Consider the following 22,644-nt stretch of genomic DNA (forward strand, 5'->3'; position numbering starts at 1 on the left):
ATAGGGCAAATCATAGTAAGATATGAATATACTGAAATCATTAAATTGGGGGATTATAAATGGTTGAAAATAATAGTAAAGTTGATGCGTTTATAGAAAAATTAAATCAGTGGCAAGATGAATTTAAGATACTAAGAAGATGGATTCAAGAAACTGAATTAGATGAAGATTATAAATGGATGCATCCATGCTATACCTTAAATAATAAAAATGTGGTGATTATTCAGGATTTCAAGCATTATTGTGCATTGCTTTTTGAAAAAGGTGCCATTATGGAAGATCCTTATCAGACTTTAATTCAACAGACTAAAAATGTTCAAGCTGTAAGACAGTTACGTTTTGAAAGTTTGGAAGAAATTAGCAAGAGAGAAGAGGAAATAAAGTGGTATCTTGCAGAAGCAATTCGAATTGAAAAGTCTGGTAAAAAAGTACCTATGAAATCAACTGAAGAGTATGAAATGCCTGAAGAATTAAGTAATAAATTTGAGTCAATGCCGGCACTCAAGGAAGCTTTTTATAAATTAACGCCTGGTAGACAAAGACAATATATGTATCATATTGGACAAGCAAAAAGAGCCGCTACAAGAGAACAACGTGTTGAAAAATACGTTGATCACATATTGAATGGTAAAGGTTTGAATGATAAATAGCTATGCTTTATAAAACAATCAGTTACAAGAATATAATGTTAGTTATTAAAAAATATAGTAATATCTAACAGTAAAATTATTTAAGAAAGTAGGTGTATGAATGCCTAGAACTTCAAAGAAAACGCAATTATTAGATGCTGCAGCAGCGATTGTTAATGAATACGGTAGTGAGTACCTCACTTTAGATGCCGTTGCAAAGCGTGCGGGCGTGAGCAAGGGAGGTTTACTATATCATTTTAAAAGTAAGACAGCTTTAATTGAAGGACTTGTGGATCACGCTGACAAAATATATCGGAATAATGTAGCTGAAAGGGTAGCTGCCGATATTCATGAACAAGGTAAATGGTTGCGTGCATTTGTAGAAGCTACTCGTGAACATCGCTCTGAAAATGCCGCAATTACATCAAGTATGTTAGCAGCAGAAGGAAATAATAGACATTTGTTATCGCCGTTACAAGAAACCTACAAGATATGGCAATCATACATTGAAAATGATGGTCTAGATAAGATTGATGCAACGATTATGAGATTGGCAGTCGATGGTTTATGGTTATCTGAAATTTTTGGTTTGGATGCCTTAGATGAGTCGATGCGTGAAGCAGTTTTAGAAAGACTAACAAATTATTCAAAATCAACAACAAATCGTACATTTGAACAATAAATTAAATTAATTATTCACATGATATAAATAAGTGTGAATCGCTTCTAGCTAAAGGGAATGACCGAGTTTTAAACTTCGAGCATTCCCTTTAATTTGATGGTTGTAGGGTTGTAACTAAACCGTCCAGTTGGTACACTAACCAATGTATCTTGCTTATAATAGTTAAATAAAGTGTATTTTTTAGGGGAAGTTAGGGTATCTAAATAATTGTAGGATGAACAAAATAAAGTTTGAATGCGTCGTGTATAGCGTTTTCAAAGAAATGCTTTATATGATCATACAAATGAAGGGCTATTTGTGCTCATGTTTTTACTTATTTTAGAATTTGTATAACATCCACAAGTAGTCCTTTTATCTTTTTTACGATTGAAAATAAAACATACATAGCATTAGAAAGGAATGGCCATATGTTAAAGATTGAGAATTTAACTAAAATCTATGGTGGTGGGAAAAAAGCCGTAGATAATATTTCATTAGATATAGAGTCTGGGGAATTTATAGCATTTATTGGTACTAGTGGTAGTGGTAAGACGACCGCATTGCGAATGATTAATAGAATGATAGAGGCAACAGAAGGAACCATTTCTATCGATGGTAAAAATGTACGTAAAATGAATCCGGTAGAATTACGTAGAGAAATTGGTTATGTCATTCAACAAATTGGTTTGATGCCACACATGACTATTAAAGAAAATATTGTTTTAGTGCCTAAATTGTTGAAATGGTCCCAAGAAAAGAAAGAAGCAAAAGCAAAAGAATTAATTAAATTAGTCGACTTACCAGAATCATATTTGGATCGTTATCCTTCACAATTATCTGGCGGTCAACAACAACGTATTGGTGTAGTGAGAGCGTTGGCTGCTGAACAAGATATTATCCTTATGGATGAACCGTTTGGTGCTTTAGACCCAATTACACGAGATACATTGCAAGATTTGGTTAAAGAATTACAGCAAAAATTAGGTAAGACATTTATTTTTGTAACGCATGATATGGATGAGGCGATTAAATTAGCAGATAAAATTTGTATTATGTCAGAAGGACGTGTAGTGCAATTCGATACACCTGATAATATTTTGCGGTACCCAGCAAATGATTTCGTGCGTGACTTTATTGGTCAAAATAGATTGATCCAAGACCGACCAAATATGCGAACTGTAGAAGATGCAATGATTAAACCAGTTACAGTGCATGCTGATAGTTCATTAGATGAAGCGGTTAAAATCATGCGAGAACGACGTGTTGATACAATTTTTGTCACAGGAAGAAATGAAAAGTTACTTGGTTATTTAGATATTGAAGACATTAACCAAGGTTTAAGAGCGAAAAAAGAGCTAATTGATACTATGCAACGTGATATTTATCGTGTGCGCATAGATAGTAAATTACAAGATTCAGTGCGCACAATTTTGAAACGAAATGTACGTAATGTACCTGTTGTAGACAAAGATGGTCAAACATTAATCGGTCTAGTAACAAGAGCTAATTTAGTTGATATCGTATACGATAGCATCTGGGGTGATGAAACAACTGAGAGCGAACAAGATGCCATCGTTGAGCCGGAAAATTTGGGAGCTGATAAATAATGAAAGCATTTCTTGAACAATATGGCGGTCAATTGATATCGAAGACGGTAGAACATTTCTACATATCAATCATTGCATTATTGATTGCAATTGTTGTAGCTGTTCCGATAGGGATATTATTATCAAAATTAAAACGTACTTCGAATATTGTATTGACGATTGCAGGTGTGTTGCAGACAATTCCAACATTGGCAGTGTTAGCTGTAATGATACCTATATTTGGTGTCGGTAAAATGCCAGCAATTGTTGCATTGTTTTTATATGTCTTGTTACCAATATTAAATAATACGGTTATTGGTGTTCAAAATATTGATAAAAACATTAAAGAAGCTGGAACGAGTATGGGTATGACACGCTTTCAATTAATGAAAGATGTAGAGCTACCATTGGCATTACCATTAATATTAGGAGGCATCCGATTGTCTTCGGTTTACGTAATTAGCTGGGCAACACTAGCTAGTTACGTCGGTGCAGGTGGATTAGGCGATTTCGTCTTTAATGGATTGAATTTGTATGATCCGATGATGATTGTCAGTGCAGCGATTCTAGTAACGCTATTAGCCTTAGTCGTTGATTTTGTATTATCTAGAATTGAAAAGTGGGCTGTGCCAAAGGGATTAAAGGTTTCCAGATAACTGAAGGAGGACATTATGAGAAAGGTTAAGCAATTTACGATACTGCTTGTATTGTGTCTAACGGTGTTGACTGGCTGTAGCCTCCCTGGCTTAGGTGGTAAAAGTACGGATGATGATGTCAAAATCACAGCAGTAGCAACGAGTGAGTCTCAAATCATGTCACATATGTTGAGACTATTAATAGAACACGATACACATGGGAAAATAAAGCCAACATTAATTAATAATTTAGGATCCAGTACGATTCAACATAATGCATTAGTTAACGGAGATGCCAATATGTCTGGTGCACGCTATGACGGTACAGATTTAACAGGTGCATTAAAGGAAAAGCCAATCAAAGATCCTAAAAAAGCCATGCAAGTCACACAAGAAGGATTTCAAAAGAAATTTAATCAAACATTCTTTGATTCGTATGGTTTTGCTAATACGTATGCATTTATGGTGACGAAAGAAACTGCAGAAAAATATAATTTAAAAACGGTTTCTGATTTAGAACGTCATAGTAAGGCGTTACGATTGGGGGTCGATAGTTCATGGTTAAACCGTGAAGGTGATGGATACAAAGGCTTTACTCAAGCTTATGGGTACAAATTTAATACGGTAAGACCAATGCAAATTGGCCTCGTATACGATGCATTGAAATCGAAAAATTTAGATGTAGCAGTGGGATATTCAACGGATGGACGTATTGCCGCATATGATTTAAAAGTATTAAAAGATGACAAACGCTTCTTCCCACCATATGATGCGAGTGCTGTAGCAACGAATAAATTATTGAATAAGCATCCTGAATTAAGACCAATTATAAAAAAACTACACAATAAAGTGTCGACGAAAGATATGCAAATTTTAAATTATCAAGCTGATGGCGAAGGTCAAGAACCTGCAGTTGTTGCTGAAAAATTCTTGAAAAAACATAATTACTTTGAAAAAGATGTGAAAGGTGGTCAAAAATAATGGAAGGCAATTTAATCCAACAATTAATTGAATATTATGCTGTGAACTTTGGCTACCTATGGGATTTATTCATCAAACATTTACTGATGTCAGTCTACGGGGTACTATTTGCTGCAATCGTTGGTATACCTTTAGGTATTATAATTGCAAGATATAGCAAATTATCTTGGATTATTATAACCATTGCAAATATTATTCAGACAGTGCCAGTGATTGCTATGTTAGCTATATTAATGCTAATTATGGGCTTAGGGCCAAATACAGTTGTAGTGACAGTATTTTTCTATGCATTACTACCGATCATAAAAAATACATTTGACGGTATCAACGGTGTCGATGAAAATATTAAAGATGCTGGTAAGGGTATGGGTATGACACGTAATCAAGTATTACGTATGATTGAATTACCATTGTCACTATCGGTTATACTGGGTGGCTTGAGAATCGCATTAGTCGTAGCAATTGGAGTAGTGGCAGTCGGATCATTTATAGGTGCACCTACCTTAGGTGATATCGTCATTCGTGGTACGAATGCAACAGATGGAACAACTTTCATATTAGCTGGTGCAATTCCTATCGCTTTAATTGCTATTTTAATAGACGTTGGTTTAAGATTATTAGAAAAACGTCTCGATCCTTCTCAAAAGAGTATAAAAGAACAGAAACATCAACCTCAAGGGATTGACCGATAGAGAAAGGGCTGTTTAAATTTGGCAATACTTTCAATTCATTATAAATCAAAAACGATAGGCATGAGTCACCCATTCACGGTAATTTTACCTGAAGACGATAGTCATTTTAGCTCAGCAACACCACCTAAGAAACTAAAAACATTACTGCTGTTACACGGTTTATCAAGTGATGAAACATCATATACACGTTATACGAGTATTGAACGATATGCTGAAGCGCATCAATTAGCTATCATTATGCCTAAAGCAGACCACAGTGGTTATAGTAATATGGCGTTTGGACATAAATATTATGATTATATTTTAGAAGTATTTGATTATGCACATCAAATTCTGCCTCTTTCAACACAGCGAGAGGATAACTTCATTGCAGGTCATTCGATGGGTGGTTATGGAACGATTAAATATGCATTGACGGAAGGGCATCGATTTAGTAAGGCTGCACCACTATCTTCTGTATTTAATCCACAACTATTACTTAATATTGATTGGCACGATTTTTCCGGTGAAGCAATTGCGGGAATTGATAAGGAAACAGAACAGACAGAACTTGATCCTTATTATTTAGTAGAACAAGTGGGCACAGAGCAGCGAGCTGTACCCGAGTTACTCATTATGTGTGGAACAGAAGATGAATTACTAAGTGACAATAAGCAATTTATAAAATGTTTAGATGCGAACCATATTGACTATCATTTTGAAGAAGGACCGGGGAAACATGATTATGAATACTGGGATAAAGCTATTAAACGCGCAATTGATTGGTTTATGACACCTTAGTGAAAATTCGACAACGTCATAAATCAAATTTAAAAATATGATTATACCAATACATTGATTCATGCGATATTGCACTTTAATCACTATATTTAGTGAGAAGATAGTGTCGTTAAACTTTAAAATATGATTTAAAAAACAGCCAATAAAATTCATTTATCGGCTGTTTTTTGTGAGTTTTTGTCGAGATTGCTCACTATAGTTATTCTTATAGTAAAACTGTGGCTAAGATAGGTGCAACAATTACGACAATTACCCCTACAATTACTAGAGAAATCGATGCCATTGAAGCTTCTGTTTCTCCAAATTCTTGAGCTGACGATACACCTAAAGAGTGACCGCTTGTTCCTAATGCTAAACCACGAGCAATAGGATTGGTAATATTGAATAGTTTAATTAATTTAGTTCCTAGTGCATATATAATCACACCATTTAAGATAACGGCTAAAGAAGTTAGTTCCTTAATACCGCCAATGTCTGCTGAAACAGGTAGCGCAATAGCTGTTGTAGCGCCTTGAGGTAACATCGATGCGATAATATCATTAGAAAATTGGAACAATCCAGCTATAAGGTAAATACAGATAAGTGCAGCAGTTGTCCCTAAAGTGATACCACCTAAAATTTGAACCCAATATTTTTTCAAAACTTCTCTACGTTTATATAAAGGAATAGCAAAACAAATTGTTGCTGGCTCTAAGAAAAAGTTGATAATGTCTCCACCAATTTTATAATTTTCATAACTGATTCCAGTGATTTTTAGAAATGCAATACCTACAACCATTGATACAAATAACGGTGTGAATAGGAAAAAGCCGTTTGTCTTTTTAAAAAGCATTGTCGCTATGATAAAAGGAATAAGAGATAATAAAATACCGAAATAGGGTGTGTTAATACCTAAATGTTCAATCATATTTTTTCCTCCGCTAATTTATGTTTTTTAACTTTTCTAGGGATAAAGGATTTTGTAATTAACATTTGAGAGAAAAATCCAGTACATAATAACAATAAAAGTGTTGAGATTATAATTAATAAAATAATGAGTATTGGACTAGAACTTAATACACCGAGTGAGTTAATGACTGAGACTCCGGCTGGTACAAATAAGAACCCAATATTATTTGTTAATGTTGTTCCAACTTTTTCTACTTGGCCTAATTTAACAATGCCCGTACATAATGCGATAAATAATAATACTAAACCGATGACCGAAGCTGGCATAGGGATTGGCATAAAGCTTTCGATAATATTTGAAATAAGTAAAATAATTGCAATCACTAATGACTGATGGAAAAAGTTGTAAGTCTTTGATGTGTTTTCTGTGGTTTGTTTTTTGTTTGCTTCCATAGTATAAGCCCCCTGTATTAATCTTGACTTCATTATAAAATGAAAGCGATTTCTACAGAGGGCTTTTACTGTGAGTTACAAATTGTTTATGCTGAGTTGCATAAATGTCGGGTTAACTGTCAATTAAGACCCATTGCTATTTTAAATTGTTTCATGTAAGAACGACTGACTTGTACTTTTAACTGATTTGACATGGTTAATTGATAGGTATAATTAAACCAATGTTCTATCGTTTGTATGTGTGATTGATTGATAATTGTAGCGCGATGGACACGCATAAATTGATTACCTGATAGTCTCTTTTCATAATGATTTAACGGTTCAGTTGTTTGGAAGTCATCTGATTTAGTATGAATGGTAGTAATACCGTTATTAACGGATATGGCTATGATATCAGTATGATTAATGATATGGATACGTTCGTCTACTTCAATAGGTAAGGTAGCATGAGTATCGTCTGGTTGGTCGTTTTGTGTAGATACATTTATCGTTTTTGAATTTGGTTCATGTTGCATTGTGAGTGCACTTTCAACTTTACTGAGCGCTTGAGCGATGCGCTGTTGTTCGAAAGGCTTTAAAATATAATCTATTGCATTTAGTTCAAATGCCTTTACAGCATATGTGTCATGGGCAGTTGCAAAGATAATAAAGGGTTGACGTTTCATTTTTTTAATTTTTTCGGCTAATGCCAAACCACTCTCATCCATTAAATTAATATCGAGAAAGATGACATCATAATCATCATAAAGTAAAAGTTCTAAAGTCTCAGAAATCGTTTCAGATTCATCAATTGTTTCAAAATGACGAATTTCATTCAATAAATAACGAAGTTCGTTTCTTGCTAATGGCTCGTCGTCTACTATGATTGCTTTCATAAATTTGCCTCCTCAGTTAAATGGTAAGGGATAGTATAACTGACAATAGTACCAGCATGGTTAGATTGAAAATGTAAATTTGCAGTATTGCCAAAAAGACCATCTAAACGTCGATTTAGATTTTCTAGTGCACTTCCAGTACCAGATTCTGAATTTACAGTTGTCGTCCCAATAATGTTTAATTTATCAGCTGGGATACCTTGGCCATTATCATGTACCGATATATTTAACCCTTTATCAGTTTGCTTAGCAATAACTTGTATATAGTTATTTGATTTTCTATTTTTAAAGGCATGTTTTACTGCATTTTCTATTAATATCTGTATGGCAAATGGGGGCACTAAGGCATTATAGCAATTTCTGTCTATAATAAATTCGACTTCAAAGCGATCTGGATAACGTGCTTGTTCTAATGATAAATAAGCTTTGACTTGTTGTAATTCCTTTTCCAGTGAAATGAGATTATTTCGTGCACCTTGTAAATTAGAACGGAAAAATTGACTTAATTGTAATAATAACGTGCGTGCTTTTTCACTATCAATTCGTACCATTGCTGAAATTGTATTAATGGCATTGAAAAAGAAGTGTGGATTAACTTGTGCTTGCAATGACTTAATTTCTGCATCACGTACAAGTGCACTTTGTGTCTCAGCTTCACCCAGCTCTAATTGACTAGAAAAAATATCCGCTAAACCTGTTGCTAATTGTTTGTCAGCATAGGTAACGTCATTGACATTGGTAAAGTATAGCTTTAATGTGCCAACGACTTTATCCTTAATTCTTAAAGGTACAACGATGGCAGCTTGAAGTGGGCAACCTGGATGGTTGCAGCCAATATCTTCACTAGAATAAGCTTCTTTAAGCGTTCCAGATTGAATTGCTTCTTTAGACAGATTAGTAATGATTGCCTTTTGTGCGACGTGGTGATCACTTGCGACCCCAACATGAGTAAGTATATCCTTTCTGTTGGTAATTGCTACGGCAGAAACTTGCATTAAATTAAGTATGATTTCTGCCGCTTTTTTAGCGGATTGTTCATTTAAGCCAGAACGGAAATAAGGCAATGTTTGATTGGCTAATTGTAGTACATCATGTGTCTGGATTGCTCTTGTCTCTTCTTCCTTTTTAATTGTAGAAAGTATAATCGATAAGAAGATAGCTGTACCGATTGAGTTAATTGAAATCATAGGTAAGGCAATTAATTTTACAAGTGTCCAAGCATGTTCTGTATTATTAGAAAAGATTAGTATACAGAGCATTTGTATAATTTCAGTTGTACCACCAATTAAAGCCCCCTTCAGGATTGTTGGATATCGACGGGCACGTATTGCTTTATGACCGAAATAGCCGGAAACTAAGGCAATGACAATTGATGAAATTAAATAGATATATGCATCAGCACCACCTATATAAACACGATAGAGACCGGAAATAATTGCCACGGCAATAGCGACAAATGGACCGCCAATTAAGCCTGATACGCCAATTGTTAATACACGTGTGTTGGCTAATGATGCGTCAGGAGCAAGGTGCTTATATACTGCACCATTAACAACTTGATCTCCTAAAATTTGAACGCCTGTAAAGTTAGACAAGATTGAAAAGCATCCAAAAATGATAATCAATTGCCATTGGGAATGACGTTTATCACGTTCATTCATCATTGTTTTAAAATGATTGATATTCATAAGTATATAAGCAATTAAAATAATTAAACCAACGCGTTCCAATAATAAAATAAATAAATTAAACATAGTAACCGCCTTCGAAATTCAGTTTATAGAATTATTATACTAAAGAATAATCAAATCAACATACTCATGCTGACTTAATATCTGGTGAATAAATAAAAGTTAATATTTCAGAAATTTAATTTAGATAAATTTGCTAATATAAAAGTTTACTTTTACACGATAAGAGCTAGTTTTTAGCTTTTGCATTTTTAAAGTGGTAATGTAGATATATTGGTTTAAAATAATAAACATAATTCGAAGTAATTTGAGTTAGATTTAATAGCATTTTACTTTTATTGTTTTGTTAAACCTTATTATGTTTTTATAGGAATCATTTTGAAATAGATATAGACTTTTTTAGAAGGAATACGTATTGGTATGAACTTTAAAGGCGTGTATATCCATTTTGAAATGTATGTCCTTGAATCACTCGGATATATTAGGAGGAAATTGAATTATGGAAACATCACAAACCTTTAAAGGAGATAATAAACTTCTTTTTGGGATTTTTTTAGGTGTGATAACTTTTTGGTTATTCGCTTCATCATTAGTGAACATTGTACCAGATTTAGAATCATCTTTTGATGCTAACTATGGCACAATTAATGTCGCGGTCAGTCTAACATCACTATTATGTGGATTATTTGTCGTGGGGGCAGGTGGTCTTGCTGATCGTTATGGCAGAGTAAAAATGACTTATATAGGTTTAATCTTAAGTGTCATTGGTTCATTGATGATTATCATTCCTGGCTTTACATCTTTATTGGTTATCGGTAGAGCAGTACAAGGTTTGTCAGCGGCATTTATCATGCCATCAACATTAGCAATTATTAATGAATATTATATTGGACGTGAACGTCAACGTGCTTTAAGTTACTGGTCTATTGGTTCTTGGGGTGGAACAGGGATCTGTTCATTCTTTGGAGGTATTATGTCAACGTTTATTGGTTGGCGTTCAATATTTATTATCTCTATTATCGTAGCATTGTTAGCGATGTACTTAATCAAACATACGCCTGAAACAAAAGGTGTACAAACCGAAGTTTCAAAACGTGCTAAATTTGATATTGGAGGATTAGTAATCTTAATCATTTCAATGTTAAGTTTGAATTTAATTATTACTAAAACTGAGGACTATGGTTTGTTCTCGACAGCTATCATCTCTTTAATTATATTGTTTGTAATTTCGTTAATTGCATTTATTTTATTTGAAAATAGAATTAAAAATCCATTAATCGATTTCAAGTTATTTAAACATAAAGGTTATAGTGGCGCTGTCGTATCGAACTTCTTGCTCAATGCTGTTGCCGGTACGTTAATCGTTGCAAATACCTATTTCCAATCTGGGTTACACTTTAGTTCATTCCAATCAGGTGTAATGACAATTACTTACCTGATTGCAGTACTAGTAATGATAAGAGTTGGTGAGAAAATACTGCAATCCGTTGGTCCTAAACGACCAATGTTAATCGGTGCTGCTTTAAATGCTTTAGGTATCGTTATGATATCACTTACATTTTTACCAACAGTACCATATGTCATTATGTGTGTGTTAGGTTATCTTGTTTACGGTGTAGGTCTAGGATTATATGCCACACCTTCAACAGATACAGCAGTTTCAACAGCTCCTGAAGATAAAGTAGGAGTTGCATCAGGTGTTTATAAGATGGCTTCATCTTTAGGTAACTCATTTGGTGTTGCAATTTCAGGGTCATTATTCAGTGTAATGACTGCAGTTTATAATATTCATATCGGTGCAATGTACGGATTACTATTTAATGCTGCATTAGCAATTATTGCATTTATTGCTGTTTATTTATTAGTACCAAAAAGTCAGTATAATAATTAATACGAAATAAGGAATAATGGAGAGGCTTGAATTAGACAAAACGTTTAATTCAAGTCTTTTTTTGTTATATAAATAAAGAATTGAGTTTCTACTTGAGGTTAACCTTACGTTAGGGACTAATATCGTATATAACAAGGAGGGAAAGTATGGAATATACAATCAGTCAGTTAGCAACATTATCAAACGTAACGACACGTACTTTGAGATATTACGATCAAATAGGATTGCTTAAACCTAGTTATATTAATGATTCTGGTTACCGTATTTATACCAGTGAAGAAGTTGATAAATTACAACAGATTGTATTCTTTCGGGAACAAGATGTCAGCATTGCAGATATTAAGCATATTTTAACGGCATCACAATTTAATCAAATTGCAGCATTAAATCATCATGTTGTTAAGTTAAAGGAAAAAAGAAATAGAATTGAAAATATTATAAAAACAGTGGAAAAAACAATTGCTAGTAAAAAAGGAGAATTAGAGATGACAGATCGAGAAAAATTTGAAGGTTTTAAAGCGCAAGTCATACGCAATAATGAAGAAAAATATGGTGCACAAATTAGAAAAGATTACGGTGATGAAACGATTGATAATAGCAATTATAAATTTCAATCGATGACCAAAGAGGATTATCAAGCATTTAAATGCTTAGAACAAGAAATTATTGAGTTGTTGATTGAGGCAACTTATATAGGGAATCCATCTTCACTATTAGCAAAACAATTAGTTACGAAACATAAGCAATGGTTAATGTACACCTGGAACGATTATACAGAAGAAGCACACGCTGGATTAGCAGAAATATATATTACGGATGATTCATTTTCACATTATTACAACCAACATATAGAAGGAGGGGCACAATTTTTAAGAGATGCCATTATGCATTATCTTGGTAAAGAAACATAGAGTGCAATAACAATCAAATTAAGAAATAAACTGTCATATGTTGAAGTGAAATGACATGATATTAAGTGTATCTCTCTATAAAAAGCTATTTATAATAAGTGTATATTTTCCACTAAAAAGTTATAATAAATTGCATATGAAAAATAAACCATATTATAATTAATTAAATGATTATAAGGGGGCTTTGTATGGAGAAGTTATTGTGGCAAACATATGAAGAAAGACAGGAATTGCTAACGCGACTGGTCAATCATCAGACGATTACGCATTCTACAGGAGAAAGGACATTTCCAAGCTTTGTGAAGCAATTACTGTTACAGCTTAATTATTTTCAAGAGCATAAAGATCACATTCACTTAGTGCAAACCGAAGATGATAAAGAGGCGGTCTTGGCATTTTATCAAGCTCCAACTTCTAAAAAGACCATCACATTAATCAGTCATTATGACACAGTTGGTATAGAGGATTATGGTTCTTTTCAATCAGAAGCTACAAATCCTGAAGCGCTGAAGAAAATATTTCAGCAATATAGTAATTATCTAAGTGAGGAAGCGGTTGAAGATTTAAATAGTGACACATATCTATTTGGTAGGGGAATTATGGATATGAAAGCTGGCTTAATGCTACATTTGTCATTGATAGAATTAGCAACTGTAGAACAGTGGGATATTAACTTAGTACTCATAACGGTACCAGATGAAGAAGTGAATTCTTCAGGTATGCGTAAAGCTGTATTAAAATTGGCAGAATTGACTAAACAATATCAATTAAATATTCAACTTCATTTAAATAGTGAGCCAACATTTCAACAGATTGGCTTAGAAGAAGCACATTATATTTATTCTGGATCAATAGGAAAGATTATGCCTGGGGTCTTATGCTATGGAAAAGAAACACATGTTGGCAATCCGTTTGAAGGTGTTAGTTCGAATTATATGATGAGTTATATTAACCAAGCGATTGAATACAATACAGCATTTAAAGAAACATATGAGCAAGAATCAACACCTGTGCCAGTTTCATTAATATGCAAAGATAATAAACAAGCATATGATGTACAAACACCATTTAGAACCTTTAGCTTATATAATTTATTTTTATATCAGCGCATGCCAAAGCAAGTATATCGTCAATTTATTGATACAGTAATTTCAGCAATTGAACGTTGTGAGAACAATTTATTAAATATTTTAGAAACAGAAAGCTTACCATTTGAGACAAAGATAAATGTGTTGACCTATGAACAATTATTAGATTATGCAATCAAACAACATGGTAAAGGTAAGGTTCAGCAAATCATTGATGAAGCAATTGGTAAAACGTCTGAATTAAATTTACAGAGTGTTGCTGTAGTAGATGAATTAATACAACTATGCAGAGATATAACGCCAGCTGTGGTAACATTCTTTGCAACTCCATATTATCCTGCTGTCAATGCATCAGATAATCAGCAATTACAAAGTATCATTACACATGTACAGCAGTTGATGTTAACTGAATTTAATCGTACGAGCAATCATGTGCATTACTTTAATGGTATTAGTGATTCAAGTTATCTCAAATTTGATGGTGATTTAGAACAGATAGAAGTTTACGAACGTAACGCACCTAACTTTAGACGTACGTATGATATACCATTTTCAGCAATTAAAGAGATTAGTGCACCAACATTGTTATGTGGACCAATTGGAAAGGATGCACATAAAGTTAGTGAAAGACTACATAAAGTAAGTGCATTTAAGGAATTACCTATAATTTTAAATAGTATAATAAAACAATATATTTAACCGATTATTTAAAATTTTATTGTGCATGGATTTATGATGAAAAGGGTATGAACAGTAAGGACAATATCTCGGATATAAAGTTAATGCAAGGAAAAATGGAGTGGTTGTGAAATGTTAGAAGCCTATAAGGATTTTTGGAAAAGATATGTCGACTTTAAAGGGAAATCCAATCGATTACAGTTTTGGACCCCGGTGTTAATACATATTATAGTTGTATTTGTTGTCGCATTAATTGGTGTAATCAGTTTTATTACCGGTGCTTTTATTATTAGTGCAATATTGTCAGCACTTGTCGGTATTTTTGGATTGGCAATTATTGTACCGATGATTGCAGTAACATTGCGACGCTTCTATGATGCAGGTAGGAAGCGTCTTTCTGCAATTATTTTAATTGCATTTTCAGTGCTCATTAATATAACATTTGATATTGTTCAAATTAATAGTGTAGCAATCAGTTTAAATATTATTGAGTTAATAAGTACAATTTTACTTATTTATGTCACGTTACTACCTTCAAAATCTACGTCAGATGAAGCGTTGAAGTGGCTATAAAATGTAACATTTCTATTAAATAATGAAATATATTATACATTTAATTAATCCCTTTTTCTTATAACAGCTCACTTGTTATAGGAAAAGGGGATTTTTTTATGAAAATGTCTGAAAATTCAATCTTTATAAGTTTGATACGTTATACTGTTTTTAAAGGAGTGTGAAAAAATGGAATGGTTAAAATTAATTGGAATTCTTATTATTGTATTAGGATTTATTTTTAAAATAGACACAATTGCTGTTATACTCACTGCTGCTATTGTAACGGGACTAGTATCTGGGTTAGATATTGTTGCCATATTGGAAACGCTTGGCAAAGCATTTGTCGATAATCGATTGGTGACTTTATTTATATTAACACTGCCTATGGTAGGATTAATAGAACGATTTGGATTGAAAACACAGGCATCTCGACTAATTGGGAAGGTAAAGCAAGTCACAAGTGGTAGGTTGATGACTATATATCTAATTATACGCGAATTAGCAGGAGTCGCTTCTATTAGAATTGGTGGTCACCCACAATTTGTCAGACCTTTAATTAATCCAATGGTACAAGGTGCGTTAAAAACAAGGTATGATCTGAAAGATGAGGACATAGACTCTAAAGACATAGAAAAAATTAAAGCTCAAACTTCTGCAATGGAAAATTATGGTAATTTCTTTGGACAAAATTTATTTGTAGGAGCAGCAGGGATATTGTTAATGGTCGGAACTTTCAAATCGTTAAAGATAAAGGTAGAAGCAATGGATTTGGTTTTAGCCTCATTACCAGTTGCAGTAATAGTCTTAATTATTGTTTGGTTAAATAATATTTTATTTGATAAATATTTAGATAAAAAGTATACACGTAAGAAGGTGAAACATAATGAGTGAATCACTGCTGAATCAGATTTTAGAAATTTTTTACATACTGATTGGCCTACAGTTATTATATACAGCTGGTCGCGTATTAAAAGCTAAGAAACACAAAAAAAGATACGGGACGGCATTATTTTGGATATTATTAGCAGTCATATTTATGTTTGGTCCTTATTTACCAAATGTTATTAATGGTATATTTATTGTGTTAATGGGGGTACTTACATTATTTAAACAAGTCGTAATTATCAATATAGTAGATGTTAACGAGCAACAAGGAGATCAAGGATCTACGCGATTTGGCAACAAACTATTTATACCTGCAATTGTTTTGGCTGCTGTAGCTATAATAGTATCGAATTGGACACCTTTAGGAGGGGCAATTGGTTTAGGTGTGTCATCAATAATTGGTCTAATCAGTGCCTATTGGATTATTAAACCAAAATTTAAATTTATAGGCTATGATAGCGATAGGTTAACACAACAGATTGGCACAGTAGGTATTTTACCTCAATTTTTGGCGGCATTAGGTGTATTATTTACAGTTAGTGGTGTAGGTAATGTTATTTCTAAAGGGATTTCTAACATTATTCCTGAAGGTAATCATTTTATTGGAGTAGTTGCATATGTGTTAGGCATGGTATTGTTTACCATGTTAATGGGCAATGCCTTTGCTGCATTTACCGTTATTACAGCTAGTATTGGATTACCCTTTGTTATTGCACAAGGTGGAGACCCTGTCATTGCTGGTGCCTTGGCAATGACAGGAGGATTTTGTGGCACATTATTAACACCGATGGCAGCAAACTTTAATACATTACCTGTAGCTTTATTAGAGATGAAAGAAGAATTTGGTGTGATAAAAGCACAAGCACCAATTGCTGCAATATTAATTATTGTACATATTGGTTTAATGTATTTTTGGGCTTTTTAAATTAAAAACAAGGTGGTTTTGAATTATGAGAATGTTAGTAACAGGGTTTGATCCTTTTGGTGGAGAAGTATTAAATCCAGCATGGGAAGCGGTAAAATTACTTCCTGATAGAATTGGAAATCATACAGTAGATAAATTAGAAATACCGACTGTCTTTAATAAATCTAAGGATTTAGTAGAATCAAAATTACAAAATGAAACTTATGACATAGTGATAGCAATTGGACAAGCAGGAGGCAGGTTTGAGATTACACCAGAACGTGTAGGTATCAATATTGATGATGCGCGTATTCCTGATAACGAAGGTCAACAACCTATTGATAAAAAGATTCAAAGGGATGGTGAGACAGCTTACTTTTCTAATTTACCAGTAAAACGTATGACCGAAGCTATGAAAGCGCAGGGAGTACCGGCAAGTTTATCTCATTCGGCAGGAACATTTGTCTGTAATCACATCTTGTATCAGTTAGGTTATTTACATGAACAGAAATTCCCGAATATTAAATTTGGTTTTATTCATGTGCCATTTATCCCAGAACAGGTTGTTCATAAAGCAAATCAACCATCCATGTCACTCGACACAATTGTGAAAGGATTGACTGCAGCTATTGAAGTAGCATTTGACTCGGATGAAGATATCAAGATTGCTTTAGGATCTACACATTAAATTATATGAAAGACCTGTGCACTAAATATATGTTTGACACACCATGTCATGTATAGTGCTTTGAAATGTTACAAAGTTTTAATGAATCCGAGAGTTAGACTAGCAAACTTAATTGCTTTATAGAATCGGTATTAGAATGATTGAGAGAGCAACTAAAATGACTAAATACCTAGACGATATGACCTTCTTAGTTTGGAAGAATATAATAATTAGTATTAATATAAAAAATACCCACCAAAAAGACGGAATCTTTTGGTGGGGTTTATTTAATTTAGAAATTATTTTCTAAATTTCTTTATACTTGATTTTTAATTACTTACAAATTGAATATTTAATTATCGTGGTCTTGTCTAATATAATTCATTTGTATTTCATTATACATTTTTCCAAAATATACTGGCTGGCGTGCATCAGTTTGTTTAAAACCGATTTGTTCATAGAATTGTATAGCATTATCGTTCTCTTCAACTACCCACAATGTAACATTATCTGGAAACGAAAGTTCAAGTGCGCGTTGGGTAAGGGCGAATCCAATCATATGATGTTGGTAATCTTCTAATAAGTAAAGCGCATATATCTCACTCCAATCGTCTGTTGAAGTAGGATGTTTAACCTTACCATATGAAATAAAGCCCACGACCTCATTATCTACAATAGCAACTAAAGTTGGCGCATCATGTAAAGAAGATTTTTTTATAAATTGTTCTTTATCGAGATTCTCAAGGTAATCATTTACTGAGATGTCATTATATGTTTCCATCCAGCTTTCATAATGGACAATAGCTTTACCGTGTTTGTCAGCTTCTGTTAAAGGTCTAATTGTAAATTCCATACAATGCCCCCCCTCACAATATAAATTGATTATATTATAGCACCATTAATTTTAAAAAAGAAATTATTAAATCGCTTATATTGTTTGTTAAATTGATATTTAAAATATACTGAAATTATGGAAACTATAGTTATATTAGCCGTGCGATTGAGATTGATTAAGTGATGCTTGTAATGCTTTTGCTTCTACTTGTGCTTTTTGTCGGTAGTATTTATGTGCGAAATGCATTTGTATAATTAAAAATAAGCCACCTACAGTCCAATATAACCCTAAAGCGGCGGCAGAATGTAATGAAATATAAGTTATGAAAATAGGTGATAATACCATTAAAACATAGTAACTTGTTCGTTGGTCTTTTGGATAATGTCTTGAATTTACTAAAGGTTGGAAGAAATATACGATTGCTGCAATCAGTGAAATCCATAAATTAGGTTCTGTTAAATTAAACCAAAGAAAGTGAGGGTAACGATCGATACCATCACTACTTGGATATTTCAATGTGATAATCAAACCATATAAGATAGGAAGTTGTATTAATATTGGCAGACATCCAATCATATTTTTATAAGGGTTGATATCGTATTTTTTGTATAAGTTAATTAATGCTTGATTGTGTTTTAATTTTTCTTCTTGTGTTTCAGAGTCTTTAATATGCTTTTTTAATTCATCAATTTCAGGCTTTACGATTTGTGTTTTTTCTCGCATCATATGCATGTTTTTAACTTGCATAACCATAAAAGGTAACAGAAATAATCTAATAATAACTACAATAGTGATAATTGCGAGACCATAGTTTTCACCATATAGATGTCCAAGACTATGCAATAGCCAATCTATCGGCTTAACAAAAATGATGTTAAATAAACTTTGGTGTTGTTCACTATGTGTATTGTCACATGCTGTCAGTAAAATAGGAATAAATAACAAACTAATCCATCTACGTTGCATCTATGGCATCCTCCAAAAAATGTTTTTTTCAAATATTACTTTAACACAATTAAATCTTTTAATTAAGCAAATTTGATGTGTAAATAAATTTTTGAAAAAGATATAAATACAAAGAGACTATGAGCAATAAACAGGTGAATCCGAGAAACCATATGTATAAGGTAGTTAGTATTAAATCTAACTAGGATTATTGTTTATCATTATCTTCAAATAAATAAAAAGCACTTTTGCATGAATTCGAAATAATGAATTCTGCAAAAGTGCCATAGCATTTGTGCTTTAATTTTATTATATTTTATTTTTCATTTGCAATAACGATCTCATTGTAGTTTATATTTTCCCTCACTTGAGCAGCTACGGTTGCATCTACTTGCTTATTACTAATAAGCTCATCTAAATAATGTCTTTGTAGATATAAACTTTCTAATTTTAATGGTTGAGTTGAAGCAACTACAGGATAGTTTTGTTTATTTTCACGGCGACGACGTATGTTACGTAGTCGAGAGTAATATTGGTTTAATACGATACTGACTTCTAATACGTTATCTTTATTTTGCTCAGCTTTTAGTGCTAATGTGACATGATGATGTACAATTCGCATTACCTTTTGAACTTCAAGGATGCTAGATTTAAAGTGGTCAATTTGACTTTGATCCACTTTTCGTTTAGCTCTAACCCTTAATATAAGCATCTTAGCAAATACTTTTAATTTTTGTAGTGCAGTAGCTTCTTTATATTGTCTTGAAGATTCTAAAGCAGAACGATAATTAAATATTGTCTGCTTATCAATTTTATTAGATTCAATAAGCTTCTCTAAAACTTCAGTCTCTTTTTCACTTGCCAACAGTTCTAATCGTTTAACTTCTTTAGTATTTTTATTTTCTGGTGTCATTTGTAGTAAAAAGAATAACTCATCGAAATATTCCGAGATAATAGGACTATAATTCACAGTTTTATCTTCTTTTGAACGTCGTTTTAAATAACTGATGACATTTTCTACGATATAGGTCTTAGCTGCTGGGTAAGACATAGATTTTGATTCAACGCGTTGTTCTGAAGGCGTAATTAAAGGCAACACAATTTGTGCCAGTATTAAACTAATTAATACCATCAAGGATGCAATAAATAACAAATCATTTTTAAATTCAAATTTAACATTAGCAGATAATAGTGATGGTAAGGTCAAGGCCATAGATAATGAAATTGTACCGTGAATACCACACATCGTCATAATAAATGCATAATGCAAACGTGTTGGTGGAGATTCCGTTTGGTCATTTAAATACGATTGGATATTGTTTGGATAATAGAATGTCTTAAATAAAATAAATACCCAAATAAAGCGGAACACATAAATTGCCAAAGCAATCATCAATGTTGTAATGATCAAAAATTTAATGTTCTCAGGTTCTTTATTAACAATTTCGCCAACTACTTCAGGAACAATAAAGCCGAGGACTACAAATACGAAACCATTTAATGCATAGCTTAATGTATTCCATATTTGATTGTAGTTCATTTGCAATTCGGTTTGTGCACGAATTAATCGGTCTCTTTCAAAACCATGTAATAAACCTGCCACAACCACGGCGATAATGCCTGACGCATGAACGACTTCTGCAATTAAATATACGGCAAATGGTGTTAATAATTGGATGAATATCATTGTATTACTATCCTTTAATCCTTTATGCATTGAAAGGAAGATACGTAATCGAACAATGAGAAATCCGACGATGATACCGATTAATACACCTAGAATAGTCGAAATAATAAATTGTTCTATGGCGTCAAATGCTGAAAATGCTCCAGTTACCAAAGCGGCAACAGCAATTTTAAAAGATATGATACCTGCAGCATCATTTAGTAAGGATTCACCTTCTAAAATTGAAATGGCTCCTTTAGGCAATACCTTTCCTTTAGTGATTGCTTGCACAGCAACTGCATCTGTCGGACAAAGGATTGCCGCAATGGCAAAGGCAGCAGGCATTGGTAAGTCTGCCCAAATCCAATGAATAAAGTAGCCGACACCAATGACGGTTGTAAATACGAGACCCATAGCCATTAGAATTATGGGTTTTCGATATTGGAGTAATTTAGTTCGGGAAACGCGGGCCCCTTCAACGAATAACAATGGGGCGATAACTGCCATCATAAACACTTCAGAATCAAACTGAAAGTGAACTGGTATAGGCAATATATAAAGTCCCACACCTAATGCGATTTGGATGAAAGCTGTAGGTATTTTGGGGAATTTATTATGTAAAATGGAGCTGATGACAACAGCAACAATAAAAATTAAAAAAGCTTCTAGTAAAGTCATGATACCCGTCCTTCGTATTTTTTGTTGTTTTAAATTTTACCATTTTTCACAATATATAGGTAATAAAATTATAAATATTTTGATGGTAACAAGCATATAAATATAGCTTCTTCACTAAAGTTAAATTGATATTATTAATAGTGTAATTATGTCATAATAGGTGTGCTAAAAGGTAGAAGGAATGTGATGAAACATGAATATAGGTGTGATTTCTGACTTACATATTGATAGACATCAAAAGTTAGAACCTAACGATTATTTACAAGTATTGGTCAAAGTGATAACAACTCGAGAGTTAGACTTACTGTTAATTGCTGGTGATATTTCCAACCATTATAAACTAACTGCACAATTTATTAATAATTTGGAGCAACTGGCGGCAATTAAAGTATTATTTATACCTGGAAATCACGATTACTGGACGACAGAGGCCGATGCAACATCATCAGACATTTTACAATTTTATATGAGTATGGAGCAATGTCTGATCGGTAAGCCATACCATTTAAATGATGATTGGGCCATTGTTGGTAATACAGGTTGGTATGATTATTCATATGCAGACCCTAAATTCTCATTAGAAAAAATTGCCAAAAGGAAATATTATGGTGCTACTTGGCAAGATAAAGTTAAAATTGATTGGGCCATTGAAGATAGAAAGTTGTCGATGATAGCAGCAAAGCAAACGATTAAAGATATAGAGCAAGTTAAACAAAAAAAGATTATACTCATGACACATATCGTTACACATCCAAAATTTGCAGTACCTACACCACATAGAATATTTGATTATTTCAATGCATTTATTGGCACTTCGGATTTTGAAAGCATTTATCAAAGCTATAATATTAAATACAGTATTATGGGGCATGTACATTTTAGAAATTCATTTAAAGAGCAAGGTGTGACTTACATTTGCCCTTGCTTAGGTTATTCGCGTGAATGGAGAACTGCTGATATTGAGAACGAAATACGTCATGCATTGTATCAATTTAGTGTTTGATTTTATGTCGTAATTAATGCTGAGACGTACGTTAATTGTATTATGAGCCAGACTTCGAAGAAAGTTG

The 22,644-nt window shown here is 33.0% G+C and carries 22 protein-coding genes; 15 read left to right on the forward strand and 7 right to left on the reverse strand.

Going from position 1 to position 22,644, the window contains the following annotated elements; all coding sequences use genetic code 11:
- The first annotated feature begins 59 nt into the window (after nucleotides 1-59).
- The 7 genes from ACY191_RS04205 (at nucleotide 60) to ACY191_RS04235 (ending at nucleotide 5,964) form a co-directional block, all read left to right on the forward strand.
- The gene (locus tag ACY191_RS04205; RefSeq protein WP_229366566.1) at nucleotides 60-650 is read left to right on the forward strand and encodes a YdeI/OmpD-associated family protein; all 591 of its coding nucleotides are present in this window, start codon (nucleotides 60-62) and stop codon (nucleotides 648-650) included.
- 100 nt (nucleotides 651-750) lie between these two features.
- On the forward strand, nucleotides 751-1,311 hold the full coding sequence (locus ACY191_RS04210; RefSeq protein WP_107511845.1) for a TetR/AcrR family transcriptional regulator: 561 nt from the start codon (nucleotides 751-753) through the stop codon (nucleotides 1,309-1,311).
- Between the two features lie 407 nt (nucleotides 1,312-1,718).
- Nucleotides 1,719-2,897 (forward strand): betaine/proline/choline family ABC transporter ATP-binding protein, encoded by a 1,179-nt coding sequence (locus ACY191_RS04215; protein WP_042739231.1) that lies wholly within the window; start codon nucleotides 1,719-1,721, stop codon nucleotides 2,895-2,897.
- Nucleotides 2,897-3,532 (forward strand): ABC transporter permease, encoded by a 636-nt coding sequence (locus tag ACY191_RS04220; protein WP_107511847.1) that lies wholly within the window; start codon nucleotides 2,897-2,899, stop codon nucleotides 3,530-3,532. Before ACY191_RS04215 ends, ACY191_RS04220 begins: the two co-directional genes overlap by 1 nt.
- A 15-nt stretch (nucleotides 3,533-3,547) precedes the next feature.
- Nucleotides 3,548-4,492 carry an osmoprotectant ABC transporter substrate-binding protein gene (locus ACY191_RS04225; protein ID WP_042739233.1) on the forward strand — a complete coding sequence of 315 codons (945 nt, stop codon included), beginning with the start codon at nucleotides 3,548-3,550 and terminating at the stop codon, nucleotides 4,490-4,492.
- The gene (locus tag ACY191_RS04230; RefSeq protein ID WP_042739234.1) at nucleotides 4,492-5,184 is read left to right on the forward strand and encodes an ABC transporter permease; all 693 of its coding nucleotides are present in this window, start codon (nucleotides 4,492-4,494) and stop codon (nucleotides 5,182-5,184) included. The genes ACY191_RS04225 and ACY191_RS04230 overlap by 1 nt, the downstream gene beginning before the upstream one ends.
- An 18-nt stretch (nucleotides 5,185-5,202) precedes the next feature.
- The gene (locus ACY191_RS04235) at nucleotides 5,203-5,964 is read left to right on the forward strand and encodes an alpha/beta hydrolase (protein WP_042739235.1); all 762 of its coding nucleotides are present in this window, start codon (nucleotides 5,203-5,205) and stop codon (nucleotides 5,962-5,964) included.
- Between the two features lie 205 nt (nucleotides 5,965-6,169).
- Here the strand turns inward: ACY191_RS04235 and lrgB are convergent, their stop codons facing one another.
- From lrgB to ACY191_RS04255, 4 genes are all read right to left on the reverse strand, one after another.
- Entirely contained in the window at nucleotides 6,170-6,871 is a 702-nt protein-coding gene (gene lrgB, locus ACY191_RS04240; RefSeq protein ID WP_107511849.1) for an antiholin-like protein LrgB, read from the reverse strand.
- Nucleotides 6,868-7,305 carry an antiholin-like murein hydrolase modulator LrgA gene (gene lrgA, locus ACY191_RS04245; protein ID WP_042739237.1) on the reverse strand — a complete coding sequence of 146 codons (438 nt, stop codon included), beginning with the start codon at nucleotides 7,303-7,305 and terminating at the stop codon, nucleotides 6,868-6,870. The genes lrgB and lrgA overlap by 4 nt, the downstream gene beginning before the upstream one ends.
- A 119-nt stretch (nucleotides 7,306-7,424) precedes the next feature.
- On the reverse strand, nucleotides 7,425-8,180 hold the full coding sequence (locus ACY191_RS04250) for a response regulator transcription factor LytR (RefSeq protein ID WP_107642509.1): 756 nt from the start codon (nucleotides 8,178-8,180) through the stop codon (nucleotides 7,425-7,427).
- Nucleotides 8,177-9,934 (reverse strand): sensor histidine kinase, encoded by a 1,758-nt coding sequence (locus ACY191_RS04255; protein ID WP_042739239.1) that lies wholly within the window; start codon nucleotides 9,932-9,934, stop codon nucleotides 8,177-8,179. The genes ACY191_RS04250 and ACY191_RS04255 overlap by 4 nt, the downstream gene beginning before the upstream one ends.
- Nucleotides 9,935-10,370: 436 nt before the next feature.
- Between ACY191_RS04255 and ACY191_RS04260 the strand changes: the two genes are divergently transcribed.
- The 7 genes from ACY191_RS04260 to pcp all read left to right on the forward strand — a co-directional run bounded on the left by ACY191_RS04260 (nucleotide 10,371) and on the right by pcp (nucleotide 17,471).
- Nucleotides 10,371-11,762 carry an MFS transporter gene (locus ACY191_RS04260; protein WP_042739240.1) on the forward strand — a complete coding sequence of 464 codons (1,392 nt, stop codon included), beginning with the start codon at nucleotides 10,371-10,373 and terminating at the stop codon, nucleotides 11,760-11,762.
- A gap of 146 nt (nucleotides 11,763-11,908) precedes the next feature.
- Complete coding sequence (locus tag ACY191_RS04265) at nucleotides 11,909-12,673, forward strand: MerR family transcriptional regulator (protein WP_229366567.1); 765 nt, start codon at nucleotides 11,909-11,911, stop codon at nucleotides 12,671-12,673.
- A gap of 188 nt (nucleotides 12,674-12,861) precedes the next feature.
- Nucleotides 12,862-14,460, forward strand: a complete 1,599-nt coding sequence (locus ACY191_RS04270) for a M20/M25/M40 family metallo-hydrolase (protein WP_229366568.1) — start codon at nucleotides 12,862-12,864, stop codon at nucleotides 14,458-14,460.
- A gap of 111 nt (nucleotides 14,461-14,571) precedes the next feature.
- Nucleotides 14,572-15,012 carry a DUF805 domain-containing protein gene (locus ACY191_RS04275; RefSeq protein WP_042739243.1) on the forward strand — a complete coding sequence of 147 codons (441 nt, stop codon included), beginning with the start codon at nucleotides 14,572-14,574 and terminating at the stop codon, nucleotides 15,010-15,012.
- 168 nt (nucleotides 15,013-15,180) lie between these two features.
- Nucleotides 15,181-15,885: a DUF969 domain-containing protein gene (locus ACY191_RS04280; protein WP_042739244.1), complete on the forward strand. Its 705-nt coding sequence runs from the start codon at nucleotides 15,181-15,183 to the stop codon at nucleotides 15,883-15,885.
- Nucleotides 15,878-16,804: a DUF979 domain-containing protein gene (locus ACY191_RS04285; RefSeq protein ID WP_042739245.1), complete on the forward strand. Its 927-nt coding sequence runs from the start codon at nucleotides 15,878-15,880 to the stop codon at nucleotides 16,802-16,804. The genes ACY191_RS04280 and ACY191_RS04285 overlap by 8 nt, the downstream gene beginning before the upstream one ends.
- Before the next feature lie 25 nt (nucleotides 16,805-16,829).
- A complete protein-coding gene (gene pcp / locus ACY191_RS04290; RefSeq protein ID WP_229366569.1) occupies nucleotides 16,830-17,471 on the forward strand; it encodes a pyroglutamyl-peptidase I in 642 nt (213 codons plus the stop codon).
- Between the two features lie 331 nt (nucleotides 17,472-17,802).
- Here pcp and ACY191_RS04295 read toward each other — a convergent pair whose 3' ends face one another.
- From ACY191_RS04295 to ACY191_RS04305, 3 genes are all read right to left on the reverse strand, one after another.
- On the reverse strand, nucleotides 17,803-18,303 hold the full coding sequence (locus tag ACY191_RS04295) for a GNAT family N-acetyltransferase (RefSeq protein WP_042739247.1): 501 nt from the start codon (nucleotides 18,301-18,303) through the stop codon (nucleotides 17,803-17,805).
- 135 nt (nucleotides 18,304-18,438) lie between these two features.
- Entirely contained in the window at nucleotides 18,439-19,251 is an 813-nt protein-coding gene (locus ACY191_RS04300; protein ID WP_042739248.1) for a YidC/Oxa1 family membrane protein insertase, read from the reverse strand.
- Between the two features lie 295 nt (nucleotides 19,252-19,546).
- Nucleotides 19,547-21,574, reverse strand: coding sequence for a cation:proton antiporter (locus ACY191_RS04305; protein WP_229366570.1), 2,028 nt, complete (start codon nucleotides 21,572-21,574; stop codon nucleotides 19,547-19,549).
- Between the two features lie 193 nt (nucleotides 21,575-21,767).
- Here ACY191_RS04305 and ACY191_RS04310 point away from each other — a divergent pair, with 193 nt between their 5' ends.
- Nucleotides 21,768-22,577, forward strand: a complete 810-nt coding sequence (locus ACY191_RS04310; RefSeq protein WP_042739250.1) for a metallophosphoesterase — start codon at nucleotides 21,768-21,770, stop codon at nucleotides 22,575-22,577.
- Nucleotides 22,578-22,644: the final 67 nt, after the last annotated feature.

It is taken from the genome of Staphylococcus sp. TCBT05 (assembly GCF_055179755.1).

Coding starts and splice junctions, on each gene's coding strand:
- ACY191_RS04280 (WP_042739244.1), top strand. CDS start 15,181: ATGGAATGGTTAAAATTAATTGGAATTCTTATTATTGTATTAGGATTT.
- ACY191_RS04270 (WP_229366568.1), top strand. CDS start 12,862: ATGGAGAAGTTATTGTGGCAAACATATGAAGAAAGACAGGAATTGCTA.
- ACY191_RS04285 (WP_042739245.1), top strand. CDS start 15,878: ATGAGTGAATCACTGCTGAATCAGATTTTAGAAATTTTTTACATACTG.
- ACY191_RS04210 (WP_107511845.1), top strand. CDS start 751: ATGCCTAGAACTTCAAAGAAAACGCAATTATTAGATGCTGCAGCAGCG.
- ACY191_RS04215 (WP_042739231.1), top strand. CDS start 1,719: ATGTTAAAGATTGAGAATTTAACTAAAATCTATGGTGGTGGGAAAAAA.
- ACY191_RS04265 (WP_229366567.1), top strand. CDS start 11,909: ATGGAATATACAATCAGTCAGTTAGCAACATTATCAAACGTAACGACA.
- ACY191_RS04310 (WP_042739250.1), top strand. CDS start 21,768: ATGAATATAGGTGTGATTTCTGACTTACATATTGATAGACATCAAAAG.
- ACY191_RS04225 (WP_042739233.1), top strand. CDS start 3,548: ATGAGAAAGGTTAAGCAATTTACGATACTGCTTGTATTGTGTCTAACG.
- ACY191_RS04205 (WP_229366566.1), top strand. CDS start 60: ATGGTTGAAAATAATAGTAAAGTTGATGCGTTTATAGAAAAATTAAAT.
- ACY191_RS04275 (WP_042739243.1), top strand. CDS start 14,572: ATGTTAGAAGCCTATAAGGATTTTTGGAAAAGATATGTCGACTTTAAA.
- ACY191_RS04220 (WP_107511847.1), top strand. CDS start 2,897: ATGAAAGCATTTCTTGAACAATATGGCGGTCAATTGATATCGAAGACG.
- ACY191_RS04300 (WP_042739248.1), bottom strand. CDS start 19,251: ATGCAACGTAGATGGATTAGTTTGTTATTTATTCCTATTTTACTGACA.
- lrgB (WP_107511849.1), bottom strand. CDS start 6,871: ATGATTGAACATTTAGGTATTAACACACCCTATTTCGGTATTTTATTA.
- ACY191_RS04305 (WP_229366570.1), bottom strand. CDS start 21,574: ATGACTTTACTAGAAGCTTTTTTAATTTTTATTGTTGCTGTTGTCATC.
- ACY191_RS04255 (WP_042739239.1), bottom strand. CDS start 9,934: ATGTTTAATTTATTTATTTTATTATTGGAACGCGTTGGTTTAATTATT.
- pcp (WP_229366569.1), top strand. CDS start 16,830: ATGAGAATGTTAGTAACAGGGTTTGATCCTTTTGGTGGAGAAGTATTA.
- ACY191_RS04295 (WP_042739247.1), bottom strand. CDS start 18,303: ATGGAATTTACAATTAGACCTTTAACAGAAGCTGACAAACACGGTAAA.
- ACY191_RS04250 (WP_107642509.1), bottom strand. CDS start 8,180: ATGAAAGCAATCATAGTAGACGACGAGCCATTAGCAAGAAACGAACTT.
- ACY191_RS04260 (WP_042739240.1), top strand. CDS start 10,371: ATGGAAACATCACAAACCTTTAAAGGAGATAATAAACTTCTTTTTGGG.
- lrgA (WP_042739237.1), bottom strand. CDS start 7,305: ATGGAAGCAAACAAAAAACAAACCACAGAAAACACATCAAAGACTTAC.
- ACY191_RS04230 (WP_042739234.1), top strand. CDS start 4,492: ATGGAAGGCAATTTAATCCAACAATTAATTGAATATTATGCTGTGAAC.